This window comes from Burkholderia catarinensis (assembly GCF_001883705.2).
GTDB classification, from domain to species: domain Bacteria; phylum Pseudomonadota; class Gammaproteobacteria; order Burkholderiales; family Burkholderiaceae; genus Burkholderia; species Burkholderia catarinensis.
This window is the reverse complement of record NZ_MDEQ02000009.1, coordinates 50,410-62,767: the sequence shown is the minus strand read 5'-3', so window position 1 is coordinate 62,767 and position 12,358 is coordinate 50,410. Positions and strand designations below refer to the sequence as shown.

Genomic DNA, 12,358 nt, shown 5'->3' with positions numbered 1-12,358 from the left:
GGTTATTGTGGCGCGATGCTGAACGGGAAGTAGCGCTTGTTGGCGGCCGAGAACGTTCCATCGGCCTGCACCTGGGCGATGCCCTTGTCGAACAGCGTCTTGAGCGCCGCGTCGCCCTTGCGCACGGCGATCGCAGTGCCGTCGCCGAAGGTCTCCGCGTCGGCGATCGGCTTGCCGACGAAGTCGAAGCCGTCCTTCTTGCCGGACTTCGCCAGCCAGTCGTAGGCCACCGTGCTGTCCGCGAGCACCCCGTCGATGCGGCCGGCCTCGAGATCGAGCCACGCTTCGTCGAGGGTCTGGTAGACCTTCACGTTGACGCCCGACTTGCTCGCCGGCAAGCGGCGGCGCAAATAGGACTCGTGCGTCGACGCAGTCTGCACGCCGATCGTCTTGCCGCGCAGCGCTGCCGGGTTGTCGGTGACGCCCGAACCCCGCTTCGCGACGAACTGCACCGGCGCCGTCGTGAAGATGCGTGTGAAATCGACCGACTGCTCGCGCTCCGGCGTCTTCGACATCTGCGCGAGCACCGCATCGATCTGCTTCGCCTTCAGTGCCGGAATCAACGCGTCGAAGTCCATCGTCACCCACTGGCACCTGACCTTCATCGCGTCGCACATCTTCTTGCCGACGTCGATCTCCATGCCCTGCAGCGTGCCGGACGCGTCCTTGTATTCGAACGGTGCGTAATCGGCGAGCGTGCCGACCCGCACGACCTGTTCGGCATGCGCGACGGATCCGAGCAAGGCTGCACCCACGCACAGCGACTGAAATAGTTTTTTCATGATTTCCCCTCCGGTTGGCATTGGATCCGCATCAGATGATGCTGGACAGAAACTTCTGGAAACGCGGCGATTTCTGGCTCACGAATACTTCGTCCGGACTGCCGTCCTCCTCGATCCGCCCCTGATGGACGAACACGACGCGGTTCGCCACTTCGCGCGCAAAACCCATCTCGTGGGTGACGACCAGCATCGTTCGACCCTCGTCCGCGAGCGAGCGCATCACTTTCAACACTTCGCCGACGAGCTCCGGATCGAGCGCAGACGTCGGTTCGTCGAACAGCATCACTTCGGGATCGGTCGCGAGTGCACGCGCGATCGCGACCCGCTGCTGCTGGCCGCCCGACAGCTGGTTCGGGTAGTGCTCGCACTTGCCCGCGAGCCCGACGCGCTCGAGCATCGCGATCGCCTTGTCGCGCGCATCACGCTTCGGCATGCCGAGCACGCGCACCGGCACGAACATCACGTTCTGCAGCACCGTCATGTGCGCCCACAGGTTGAACTGCTGGAACACCATCGCGAGCTTGCGGCGCACGCGCATCACCTGCTTCGGATCGGCGACGACAAGCGCGCCGTCTCGGCCGGCCGGCTTCAGCGCGAGCGTCTCGTTGTTGACGCGGATCCGGCCGCGGTCGGGCGTTTCCAGCAGGTTGATGCACCTGAGGAACGTGCTCTTGCCCGACCCGCTACTGCCGAGGATCGACACGACCTCGTGATTCCTCGCGGTCAGCGAGATGCCTTTCAGCACCTCGACGCCGCCGAACGATTTGTGAATATCCTCGACCACCAGCACGTCGGCCGCTGGCTTGCATGCAGGAATTGCTGCTGGCATCCCCGACTCCCTCTTCGATACGTTGCACATCGCCCCGGTCCGCGCTGCGCCGGCGCCCCACGCGCCGGCGCAGCGCATCAGCTCGACAGCACCCGGTTGCGCTTGAAGCACACCACCTTCGGCTGCGTCATTTCCGTCATCGCGAACCGCACGCCTTCGCGGCCCAGCGACCCATGTTTGAATCCGCCGAACGGCATGCCGTCGAAGCGATAGTCGGACGAGTCGTTGATCATCACGCCGCCCGCCTGAAGCTGCTCCGCCGCGCCGAGCGCGACTTCGAGACGGCTCGTGAAGACGCCCGCGTGCAGACTGCTTTCGGATGCATTCGCAGCGTCGAGCGCCTGCTGCAGGTCGGTGAATTTCGTAATCGTCACGACCGGCGCGAACACTTCGTCGGTCCACACGCGCGCGTCGCACGGCACGTCGACGAGCACGGTCGGCTCATACACCGCGCCGCGCCGGCGATGGCCGGTCAGCACCGTCGCACCGCCCGCGACCGCGTCGTCGACCCAGCGTTCGATCCTGCTCGCCTGCTCCTCGCAGATCATCGGCCCCATGTCCGTCGCGTCGTCGAGCGGATCGCCGACGACCATCTTGCGGGTCAGCTCGACGAAGTGGCGGACGAACGGCTCATACGCAGCCTCGGCCACGAAGATCCGCTGCGTGCCGATGCAATTCTGGCCCGCGGCCCAGAACGCGCCCGATACGCACGACTCGGCTGCGTCCCTCAGGTCGCAGTCGGCCATCACGATCACGGGCGCGTTGCCACCGAGATCCATCGCGATCTTCTTGAGCCCCGCGTCGCGCGTGATCGACTCGCCGGTCGCCGGGCCGCCGGTGAACGTCACCATCCGGATCCGCCGGTCGCGCACCAGCGCCGACGCGATCTCCGCGCCGCCGTGCGCGATCTGCAACGCGTCGCGTGGCGCTCCGGCCTCCCACAGGATCTCGACGAGTGCCTGTGCGGACAGCGGCGCGAGCAGCGACGGCTTCAGGATCGCCGCGTTGCCGGTCGCGATCGCCGGCCCGAGCTTGTGCGCGACAAGGTTCAACGGATCGTTGAACGGCGTGATCGCGAGAATCACACCGAGCGGCTCCAGCGTGTAATAGCCGCTGCGATCCTCCGAACCGGGATACGCATCGAACGGGAGCGTCTCGCCGACGAGGCGCTTCGCCTCTTCGCCGGACAGGCGCAGCGTGTTCACGCAGCGCGCGACCTCCTTGCGCGCCTGCCGCAGCGGCTTGCCTGCTTCGAGCGCGATCGTGCGCGCGAGCGTCTCCGCGCGCGCCTCGACGAACGCCGCCGCGCGGCACAGGATGTCGGCGCGCCGGCTGCGCGGCAGCGCGGCAGCCGCGCGCGCGCCAGCCAGCGCGCACTCGACGAGTGCCGGCGCCACGTCGACCGGCGACAGGCGGACCGTGCCGACGACGCTACCGTCATAGGGCGACCGAATGTCGGCCGTGGCGGCCGACGCGAAGCCGCCGATCACTGCATCGCGCGCGGTCATGCGAGCACCTCCTGCGCCGCGGCGCCGATGCGCTCGCCGAGCTCGATCAGGTCCGACAGGATCGCGAACGCGGTCTCCTCGCGGCCCGCGCCGGGCCCGCTGATCGTCACGCCGCCGAGCACATCGGTGTCGAACGTGATCGCATTCGTCACCCCGCTCGCGGCACGCAGCGGATGGCCGGCCGCCAGCTTGCGAGGCTCGACGCTTGCGGTCACCGTGCCGTCCGGATAACGGACCGCCGACCCGATCAGCCGCCACGACATCCCGTCGGCTACCGCGGCGCGCACGTCGTCCTCGGTCAGCTCGACGACGCCGCGGCACGCTACATCGCCGCGCGTGAGGCCCGCGTTCCACAGCGTGTTCGCGAGAATGACGACCTTCAGCTGCACGTCCGAGCCATTGACGTCAGCCGCCGGGTTCGCTTCCGCATAGCCGCGCTGCTGTGCATCTCGGATCGCCGCGTCGAAGCTCGCGCCGCCCTCGACCTGACCGAGCACGAAGTTCGACGTGCCGTTGAGAATGCCCGCGAAGCCGTTCACATCGCAGCCGCGCAGCGTCGTCGCGAGCTGGCGCAGCACCGGGGTGCCGCTCATCACCGTGCCTTCGTACTTGAGGCACGCACCCGACTGCGCGGCGATCCGCATCAGCGCTTGCTGCGCAAACGCGATCGGCCCCTTGTTGGTGGTGATCACGTGCTTGCCGCATTCGAGCGCGGTGCGGCAGTGCGACAGCGCCGGTTCGCCGGTGTTCGGATCGGTGAAGGTTGCTTCGACGACGACATCGACGTGCTCCGACGCGATCGCTTTCAGCACCGCGTCGAGACTGACGTCCGGCGACACCTGCGTGCCGGCGTCGCGGTGCAGCACGCCGGCGTCGACACCGCGCCGCGCCGTTTCGTCGAGCACGTCCGGATCGATGCCGCCGGGATTCGTCGCGATCCCGAGCCGCAGATCCGCGACCATCGTGACCGACACGTCGAGCCCCATGGCCTGCAGCATCGCGCGCTTCTTCTTGAGCAGCTCGACCAGTCCTTGATTGACGCCGCCAAAGCCGACCAGTGCCAACTTGAGTTCCATTTCGATCATCTCCTGTTCAGTGAATTCAGGAAACAGATTAGTGGTGCGAATCGATCGCCAAATTATGCGTTTCGGCCGTTATCGCATGCGTGTATTGCGGTTGGTCATGCAGGACGGCCGGATCGGCCGTCCTCGTGCCGTGCGTTCGTGTCAGCCGGCGGGCGGCTCGTCGTCGCCGTCCTTCTCGACCGGCACGAACAGCCCGATCTTGAGTGGATTCAGCACGACGTTCGTATTGATGCGGCGAATCATCGGATTGCTCTGCATGATCCGTGCGGACAATCGGTCGTACGCTTCGACGTCTGACGCGGTGATGATCGCGATCAGGTCGACGGAGCCCGTCACGTAATAGATCTGCTGAATCTCGTCGCGCGACTTCGACCACTCGCGGAACTTCGCGATCGTCTCGTAGTTTTCGCGTTCGATTTCGATCGCGGCGATGAAGGTCATCGGGCGGCCGACCGCGGCACGATCGACCACCGCGATTTCCGCAGAAATGATCTTTTCGGTGCGCATCCGCTTCAGCCGCTTCTGCACCGCGGACGTAGACAGGCCGATCCGCTCGGCGATGGCATCCGCGGTGGTGGTGCAGTCGCGCTGGACGATATTCAAGATCTTGCGGTCAAAGGCGTCGAGTGAGTCGGTCATGGCGCGGCTCGCGGGGCAAGAGGTGTTCGGGTCAAAGGTAGAAAGGGCGGGACGACCTGATCCCGACGAGACGCCGGACGCGGTCGAACGCGGCAACGAGCATGTCGCGCCAGTGCTCAGCCGCTCCGTCGATGCATACCGGCGTGAAATGAACCGTATCCACGCCTGCGGGAATACGGAACGGTCGCTCGATGCCGTCATCCGATTCGGTTACAAGCGCAGTTCCGTCGATTTCGGTCAGGCTCATCAGAATATGCGCAGATGCAGCCGCGCCGAGCGGATCGGGCAGAGACGGCGCGGCCGCGGACAACAGCTCAAGCAGCGGTAGCTCGTACGCGCCCGGCCACCAGGTATCGCGTTCGTCGAGCCACGGGCCGGCGCTTGGCATGCCGACCATCTCAAGGACACTGTCCTCACCGAGATGAGCGTACGCTCGACATCGGCCCGCTCGATCGGTTGACGAACGCGCCAGCCAGCCGCCGACGTGCGGGACAGGATCCGTCAGCACGATGTTCGCAGGCTTCATTCGGCCAAGCACCCTGGCCGAGCACGCCGATGATATGAATCCGGTTCCGGCCCGCGCCTCATGATCCGGCACGATGTGACACACCCACTTGGGCCCGGCCTGCAACGCAACGAGCGCGTCTCCGGACCGAACCTGTGCGGTTCGCCTGCGGGCGCGTTCAATGACGACGAATGGCGTGGCTGACATACAACTCTCTCAATGCTTGTGGAGCCGCCTCGCAGCCATGCTGGCGCGCCCCAAGGGTTCTACCGACAGAGATTGGGTTGAAGAAATCATAACGCCCACGTGCGACGCAAAAAATATCACTTTCCCGCACGTGAGATGGAAATAATCGAAAACCATAGAATTTGCGACGTATTTCGTCTCGTCGATGAATGAGCAGCGGCAAAATGGTCGCGGCTTCTGCCTCAAAATCGTTTTGCGCATCGAGCGGCAGCAGATAGCCCAGGGGCAAGCGCGAGGAAACGCAGGACGTCCAGGCCGAATGGCACATTGCGATGCGTCCGGGCAAGCGTCGCGCTCTGGACAAGGACACCACGCTGGGTCAATTGCTCGACGAGTACGAACGGCTCAAAGCGCGCATTCGCGCAAAGGTGGAGCACCCGTTTCGGGTCATCAAACTCCAGTTCGGTCACGTCAAGGTGCGCTATCGCGGGTTGATGAAGAACACGCAGCAACTGCATACGCTGCTCGCGTTGAGCAATCGGTGGATGATGCGTCGACGGATAGTGCGTCACGCCGCGGCGTGATCGCATCAGCATCCGGCCCGACCGGGCCGAGATGGGAGCGGAACCAAATATTCATGCCGCCGATGACATCGGATTCGAGCGTCGCTTCTCATCGATTTCGTCACGTTGCCCGCACGTCGTCAGCAGGCTGTTGCTGACGTCGTTTTGAACAGTGTCCCTATATACGTCATTGATTTTAATGCGCCATTTTCAATCAGATCGACTGAAAGATGCGATGTTGAAGATCTGCCGGATGGTCTGCCGGGGCGGTCGGTTCGGAGACACCTATGGCTGGGATCATTAAAACGCCTCGGCATCAATGAGAGGCGTCTCAGGCGCGGAGCGCTCTCCATAGCGAATACCGACAATTGGATCGGCGGGGAACCGCCACACCGTCAACTCGCCGCCCCCGCACCACCTTGCCCGCGCCACGCCCGCGGCGCCATCGCGAACCGTTCGCGGAACGCTCGGCTGAAATGCGACATGTCGTTGAATCCCCAGCGCAACGCGATGTCGGACACACGCAGCACCCCGCATTGCGGATTCGCGAGATCTTCCGCGCACCGTTCGAGCCGCAGGTTCCATATGTAGCGCATCAGCGATGTGTTTTCTGCCTCGAACAGCTTGTTGATGTACCGCGACGATATCCCGGTCGCCTGCTCGACCATCGTGGGGTTCAATTCCGGGTCGCGCAGATGTTCGAGCAGATGCCGTTTCACGCGCATGAGCGTCAGCGCCTTCATCCGCGATTGCGCGACGTCGTTGCGCTGCAGGCTCCCGAGTGTCATCGCGATCAGCGAGATTGCGGTATCCGACAACTGCAGCATCTCGTCCTCGGACACGTGGCGGATCTGCGACGACATCTGTTCGAGAAACCCGCGCATCACGCAGCCGACTCCTTGCCCGGTCGGCATCGGGCAAGCGGTACGGTGCTCCATCCCGACGACGAGCTGGTTTAGCGTCGTGCGCGGAATGCTGACGACGATTTCGCGCCATGACTGGCCGAACTGCAGGTGATGCGGCCTTGTCGCGTCGTACACCGCGAAATCACCCGGACGCAGTGTGACGATCTTGCCGTCCTGCTCGACCGACTGGCTACCCTCGAGCATCAGTACCGCGAAATACTTGTCCTCGTACTCGCTACGCGCCTGACGAAAGCGCCGGGTCACCGCCTGCTCGCTCGCGTGGATCTCCGAGATCCGCAGCTTGTCGCACTTGCGCTGCCGCACCCGGCCAAAGAAATCGTCTTTCTGGACCGCCGCGATCTGAACATCCGCAAACAGGCGCAGGATCATCTCGCGCCAGAATTCGATGCGCTGGCTGACAGAGCCGTCGGTCGCGACCTCGATTGACGAACGCGTCCATTCGAACGGCGCACCGCCTGGCGCGAGGCCAAAGGCCTCGCTACCGGGGACGGGAGGGAGCGAATGTGTTGTCATGATCGTGCCCCACATGGATGAGCAAACGGCAGCGAGTAGCGTGCCCATTCAAAAACGCGTTGTCCAACCCATTCGAAAGCTTGCGCCGCGTTGCCCGCCGACGCGACACGGGGTGCGCCGACGTGCCAGGCTCATTGTGCGAACGTCGTCTGGCGCCAGTCGGACGACTGTTCATACGCATAGGCGCACCGGTAGATCGTCGCCTCGTCGAAGCGACGCCCGACCAGTTGCAGTCCGATCGGTAGATCTTCCGCGATCCCGCATGGAAGCGATATTGCCGGATGTCCGGATACGTCGAACGGTGCCGTATTCGCGAGCATCTCGAACGCGCGCGTCAGTGATTCGGCCATCGCACAACCGGGCTCCGGCAGTTTCGACGCGCGGATCGGCACAGTCGGCATCAGCAACAGATCGTACGATTGCAGGGCCGTGTCGTAATCTGCACGCAGCCGCCGTGCGAGGTTCTGGCACTTCGCGTAATAGCGGCCGCGATACCGGCTCGTGAAATACTCTCCGAGCAGCATCGTCACCTTGACGGTATCCGGCAGCTCGTTGGCACGCTCGCGCCAGCCCGCGTGATGATCGATCATGCCAGTCACGTACAGACCACCCCAGTTGAAGCCGTGGCTGTTGCCCTTCATCATCTGCTGAGTCGCGCCTTCGGCCGCGATCGGCAGCCAGATCGACGTTCCGGCCGCATGCAACGGCACCGATACCTCGTCGACTTTCGCGCCAAGCTGGCGCAACTGGTACGCGGCGACGAGCACGGCCTCGTCGACGACCGCCTCCGAATTCGCGAGTCCAAACCCTTCGCGCAGGATTCCGATCCGCAGGCCGGCTATGCCGTCTCGGATCGAACCGAGATAGTCGGCGCGCGGCGGCAGCGCCCGCTGGCGCGGATCAAGCCCGTCGTCACCAGCGATCACGTCGAGCAACAGCGCGTTGTCGAGCACGTTGCTCGTCATCGGCCCGAGGTGGTCGACGGTCGCCTCGATTGGCATTGCGCCGGTATACGGGACCAAGCCGTGCGTCGGCTTCATTCCGTAGACACCACAATACGCGGACGGAATCCGCACCGAGCCGCCCTGGTCGCTGCCGAGCGCCATGTCGACTTCGCCGCTCGCGATCAGCGCACCGCTGCCGGACGACGAACCGCCGGCCGAATGTCCGGCCTTGCGCGGATTAAGCACTGGCCCGGACGCGCTCGTATGCGAGCCGCCGGAAAAGCAGTAGTACTCGCAGGTCGACTTGCCGGCGATCGTCGCGCCGGCGTCGAGCATCCGCGTGACGACAGTCGCGTCGATATCGGGCACGTAACCCTCGAACGTGCTCGCGCCGTTGCGCATCGGCACGCCGCCGACGCAGATGTTGTCTTTCACGGCCACAGTCTTGCCGCGCAGCTTGCCGTCGGCGGCGCCGTGGATCGTGCTCTAGCGCGCCCACGCGCCATAACGGTTCTCGTCGCCTTCCGGGCGGTAGCCTGGCGTGCGCGGATACGCTATGGCCGGCAGATAGTCGGGCAGCGCGTCGATCGCGTCGTACGCGTCGAAATTCGCCTGCAGCGCCTCGTCGTAATCGGCGAGCTGCCGGGCATCGACATGAAAGCCGAAGCCGGCTGCGATGTCGGAAAGTTGTTCGCGGGTCGGGCGTTTGATGGCCATCGACGTTCTCCAGTTCGGTAAGGCGGCGCCGCCCGAACTGCGCGGCGCCAGCACGATTCAGCGGGCGACGGCGTCGCGCATCATCCCGGTTTTCGGATGGCAGTTCACGTATTCGTAGACCTGATGTTTCGCGTCGAATACGGACACCTCGTGATACAGCCGCAGCTTCGAAAGCCCGGTGACGACGCGAAAGAACGTGACGAAGATCCGAAGATGAGTCGGATGCGACTCTGCCCATCGCTCGAGGCGGTCGAGCGAGCGCCAGTGGCCGATGTTGTAGCTCTCGTCGAGCAGATTGCCGGCGAGATCGATCGACCGCACGTAGCGGTTGCTATAGCAGCCGACGTCGACACCGTTGTCGCGCAGGAACTCCATCCCGCTGCGAAGCGTCGGCTCGATCTCGTCGAGATACAGTCGGCGTTCGTCGTCTTCGGCCGCACGCCAGTCCTGCCCGGAACGAATCAGCGCGATGTTGTCGTGCGCTCGCACGACCACGCGGCCGCCGCGTGCCGGATCACCCGCGAGGATCCGTAATTCGCCGTCCGCATTCATCCAGTCGGTTTGCGAGATCGGGAACCGGTCGCGCATCGATCCCCAGTAACCATGTTCCTCGATCTCGCCACTGACGCCGTCCATGATCGCACCGACACCGGGAAAATCGTCCGTGAACGCGTACAGCGTCTCGAACTGCTCCGCGCGCGGCGCGACGATCTCGCGGAAGTAGCCGATGCCGTCCGCCAGTCGCGCGTCGGATGCCCACCATTCAGCGACCGCCGGCGAGACGATCCAGCGCGCGTATGCGTCAGGGTCGCGCCAATAGCCGACGGCGATCAGATTGTCGTAGCCCTGGTTGTCGGTGTGCTGCGTCAGATCATGATTGCCCGGACCGTCCGGTGCATCGAAATCGGCGACGATCCGGCGCAGCGCGGCCAGTGCGACGGAGCGCTTGTCGGCGCCGCGATACTGCACGCCGAAATAGCCCATCACGACTTGGCTCAGGTCTTCGGACGCACGGGCGACGTACATCGGGAACGGCGGCTGGTAATCGTCGGCGACACGGCGTGACAGCGTGCGCGGGCAGACCAGGTGTTTATCGATTGCAGATTCCATGCATGGCCTCATTGGAAAGGGATTCGGGTGTCGACGAATCAACCGTCGGTAAAATGAATCGATATGCGCCGGAAGCAGAAGCCGGCGCCGGCTCATCGTCAGAAGATGTGTGCGTAACGCAGGCCGACGAGCAGGCTGTTCTTCGGCCCGTTGCGCACGCTCAGGTCGGTGCCGAGCTGGACCTGTACCTGGTCGGCCTTCGTCACGAACTTCGATGCCGTCAGCCGCATCCGCGTCGTGCGTAGCGCGTCATGGCCGTCGACACCGTCGACGCTCGTTTCGCCGCCCCAAAATTGCGTGATCCCGACGCCGAGCGATGTGCCTGGATCAGGCATGTAGCGAACCATCGCCTGCGCGCTGTAGCTCATCCGCTGATGCAGCGTCGCACCGCTTGCGCCGTACGACGTGTTGTTGCCGTACCAGATCGCGTCGCCGACGAGGTCGAGCGCCCACTGCGCCGAGAAATGCTTCACGTACGCGGCCTGGAAGTCGAGCGACCAGCGGTTCGCGCCGAGATTCAGGCCGCGGTTCTGGTCGTAGCTTCCGGTCGGCGCATACAGGTAGACGGTCGCGGCGATCACGTCCTTCGCTTCGTTCAGGCGGAATTTCAGCGGCGCGGTCAGAATCACGTCGCCGACACCGGTCGTGCTGCCGAGCGCGCTCGCATTGCCGAAGCCGCTCACGTGGCCGAACGGCAGCAGCACCTGCGGATCGATCGTCAGCCGGTCGGTAAGCTGGAATACGTGCAGCAGGCGCGCGATGCCGATGTTCGACTGCAGGTCGAAATCCGACGTCTTGCTGCCGTTCGCGTAGTACGCGTTCGTCGCCGAATAGTTGTAATACAGCACGCCGATCGTCGCGCCGGCCGGGTACTGCTCGTAGTCGCCCGGATCGACCTCGACCGCGCCCGCGTAATGCGACGCGACTACCAGCAACGATGCGCCGATCCAGTGCGCGATTTGCTTCAGTTTCATTCTGTTGACGTTGTCCATCATGCCCCTTGCCTGGATGCGCAGATACCATCGCGTCCGATGTGCGACGAACGCGCGCCGTTGCCGGACGCCGGAGTCGTGGTGTGCTGCACGCTGTTATCCATCGGCGCATCTGGTGCGCCGACGATTCGCGACACCGAACCGCCGTCGCTTGAGGGTGAGAATAGGGAGGCAAAATCCGCGATTCTGTTTTCCGGCGGAACAAGAAATTGGCTGGGGCGGGCCTCTGCTGCCGATGCCATACAGTCGCAACAAGGCAGGTGTCGGATCCGTCTCAGCACAGTTTCCGATCCGTGCCGGCAAAGAACCGCGCTTTTTCTCTTCTTACCCTAGTCGTCGAGCGTGACCGATACGACGTGTCCGCGCGCCGCCAGGGAAGCAGCGGCGTGGCGGCGGTCAACCCGAACCACCACGAGGAGCCCCACGATGAGCGCGAACCACTCTGCAGAAACAGCATCGACGCCCGGCGAACGCGCCTGGGCGCTGTTTCGCGTGATGAAAGAGAAAAACCTGATCCCGGACGGCTATATCGAAGGCCTGACGGAACTGATGTCGACGACCTGGGACCCGGCCAACGGCGCGCGGATCGTCGCGCGCGCATGGGCCGATCCGGGGTTTCGCGAGCTGCTGTTGAAGGACGGTACCGCCGCGTGTGCGCAGTTCGGCTACACCGGCCCGCAGGGCGAATACATCGTCGCGCTCGAAGATACGCCGACGCTGAAGAACGTGATCGTCTGCAGCCTGTGCTCGTGCACGAACTGGCCGGTGCTTGGGCTGCCGCCCGAGTGGTACAAGGGTTTCGAATACCGCGCGCGGCTCGTCCGCGAGGGGCGCACGGTGCTGCGCGAACTCGGTACCGACTTGCCCAACGACGTCGTCGTGAAGGTCTGGGACACGACGGCCGAAAGCCGCTACCTGGTGCTGCCAGTGCGTCCGGTCGGCACCGAGCACATGACCGAGGAACAACTGCGAACGCTTGTCACGAAGGACGTGCTGATCGGCGTCGCGCTACCGCGCGCGAGCTGATCCGCGCCGCATTCCCTTATCGACCTTCATTTC

At 64.3% G+C, this 12,358-nt stretch carries 11 protein-coding genes and 2 pseudogenes; 2 read left to right on the top strand and 11 right to left on the bottom strand.

Annotated features, from left to right (window positions below; translation table 11 throughout):
* Positions 1-2: 2 nt before the first annotated feature.
* The 7 genes from BFF94_RS16200 to BFF94_RS16170 form a co-directional block, all read right to left on the bottom strand.
* Positions 3-782 carry an ABC transporter substrate-binding protein gene (locus BFF94_RS16200; RefSeq protein WP_128845315.1) on the bottom strand — a complete coding sequence of 260 codons (780 nt, stop codon included), beginning with the start codon at positions 780-782 and terminating at the stop codon, positions 3-5.
* 31 nt (positions 783-813) lie between these two features.
* Positions 814-1,611 carry an ABC transporter ATP-binding protein gene (locus tag BFF94_RS16195; RefSeq protein WP_128845317.1) on the bottom strand — a complete coding sequence of 266 codons (798 nt, stop codon included), beginning with the start codon at positions 1,609-1,611 and terminating at the stop codon, positions 814-816.
* A gap of 77 nt (positions 1,612-1,688) precedes the next feature.
* Positions 1,689-3,119 carry an aldehyde dehydrogenase family protein gene (locus tag BFF94_RS16190; protein ID WP_219139542.1) on the bottom strand — a complete coding sequence of 477 codons (1,431 nt, stop codon included), beginning with the start codon at positions 3,117-3,119 and terminating at the stop codon, positions 1,689-1,691.
* Positions 3,116-4,195, bottom strand: coding sequence for a homoserine dehydrogenase (locus tag BFF94_RS16185; RefSeq protein ID WP_128844005.1), 1,080 nt, complete (start codon positions 4,193-4,195; stop codon positions 3,116-3,118). Before BFF94_RS16185 ends, BFF94_RS16190 begins: the two co-directional genes overlap by 4 nt.
* A gap of 150 nt (positions 4,196-4,345) precedes the next feature.
* Complete coding sequence (locus tag BFF94_RS16180) at positions 4,346-4,939, bottom strand: Lrp/AsnC family transcriptional regulator (protein WP_246637340.1); 594 nt, start codon at positions 4,937-4,939, stop codon at positions 4,346-4,348.
* Positions 4,875-5,369, bottom strand: coding sequence for a hypothetical protein (locus tag BFF94_RS16175; RefSeq protein ID WP_246637339.1), 495 nt, complete (start codon positions 5,367-5,369; stop codon positions 4,875-4,877). Before BFF94_RS16175 ends, BFF94_RS16180 begins: the two co-directional genes overlap by 65 nt.
* A 157-nt stretch (positions 5,370-5,526) precedes the next feature.
* The gene (locus BFF94_RS16170) at positions 5,527-5,862 is read right to left on the bottom strand and encodes a hypothetical protein (RefSeq protein ID WP_128844007.1); all 336 of its coding nucleotides are present in this window, start codon (positions 5,860-5,862) and stop codon (positions 5,527-5,529) included.
* Between BFF94_RS16170 and BFF94_RS16165 the strand changes: the two are divergent.
* A pseudogene (locus BFF94_RS16165) lies at positions 5,822-6,118 on the top strand (transposase); the annotation flags it as partial. The gene BFF94_RS16170 and the pseudogene BFF94_RS16165 sit on opposite strands and share 41 nt — an antisense overlap.
* 374 nt (positions 6,119-6,492) lie before the next feature.
* Here BFF94_RS16165 and BFF94_RS16160 read toward each other — a convergent pair.
* The 4 genes and pseudogenes from BFF94_RS16160 to BFF94_RS16145 all read right to left on the bottom strand — a co-directional run bounded on the left by BFF94_RS16160 (position 6,493) and on the right by BFF94_RS16145 (position 11,302).
* On the bottom strand, positions 6,493-7,536 hold the full coding sequence (locus BFF94_RS16160) for an AraC-like ligand-binding domain-containing protein (RefSeq protein WP_246637338.1): 1,044 nt from the start codon (positions 7,534-7,536) through the stop codon (positions 6,493-6,495).
* 131 nt (positions 7,537-7,667) lie between these two features.
* A pseudogene (locus tag BFF94_RS16155) lies at positions 7,668-9,197 on the bottom strand (amidase).
* A gap of 57 nt (positions 9,198-9,254) precedes the next feature.
* Positions 9,255-10,307 (bottom strand): aliphatic aldoxime dehydratase, encoded by a 1,053-nt coding sequence (gene oxdA, locus BFF94_RS16150; protein ID WP_128844009.1) that lies wholly within the window; start codon positions 10,305-10,307, stop codon positions 9,255-9,257.
* A gap of 98 nt (positions 10,308-10,405) precedes the next feature.
* A complete protein-coding gene (locus tag BFF94_RS16145) occupies positions 10,406-11,302 on the bottom strand; it encodes a transporter (protein WP_128844010.1) in 897 nt (298 codons plus the stop codon).
* A gap of 423 nt (positions 11,303-11,725) precedes the next feature.
* Here BFF94_RS16145 and nthA point away from each other — a divergent pair, with 423 nt between their 5' ends.
* Positions 11,726-12,325: a nitrile hydratase subunit alpha gene (nthA, locus tag BFF94_RS16140; protein ID WP_128844011.1), complete on the top strand. Its 600-nt coding sequence runs from the start codon at positions 11,726-11,728 to the stop codon at positions 12,323-12,325.
* Positions 12,326-12,358: the final 33 nt, after the last annotated feature.

Excerpts from the sequence above, each read along its gene's own strand:
- oxdA (WP_128844009.1), bottom strand. The coding sequence starts at position 10,307 with ATGGAATCTGCAATCGATAAACACCTGGTCTGCCCGCGCACGCTGTCA.
- BFF94_RS16185 (WP_128844005.1), bottom strand. The coding sequence starts at position 4,195 with ATGGAACTCAAGTTGGCACTGGTCGGCTTTGGCGGCGTCAATCAAGGA.
- BFF94_RS16195 (WP_128845317.1), bottom strand. The coding sequence starts at position 1,611 with ATGCCAGCAGCAATTCCTGCATGCAAGCCAGCGGCCGACGTGCTGGTG.
- nthA (WP_128844011.1), top strand. The coding sequence starts at position 11,726 with ATGAGCGCGAACCACTCTGCAGAAACAGCATCGACGCCCGGCGAACGC.
- BFF94_RS16145 (WP_128844010.1), bottom strand. The coding sequence starts at position 11,302 with ATGATGGACAACGTCAACAGAATGAAACTGAAGCAAATCGCGCACTGG.
- BFF94_RS16190 (WP_219139542.1), bottom strand. The coding sequence starts at position 3,119 with ATGACCGCGCGCGATGCAGTGATCGGCGGCTTCGCGTCGGCCGCCACG.
- BFF94_RS16170 (WP_128844007.1), bottom strand. The coding sequence starts at position 5,862 with ATGTGCCATTCGGCCTGGACGTCCTGCGTTTCCTCGCGCTTGCCCCTG.
- BFF94_RS16160 (WP_246637338.1), bottom strand. The coding sequence starts at position 7,536 with ATGACAACACATTCGCTCCCTCCCGTCCCCGGTAGCGAGGCCTTTGGC.
- BFF94_RS16175 (WP_246637339.1), bottom strand. The coding sequence starts at position 5,369 with ATGAAGCCTGCGAACATCGTGCTGACGGATCCTGTCCCGCACGTCGGC.
- BFF94_RS16200 (WP_128845315.1), bottom strand. The coding sequence starts at position 782 with ATGAAAAAACTATTTCAGTCGCTGTGCGTGGGTGCAGCCTTGCTCGGA.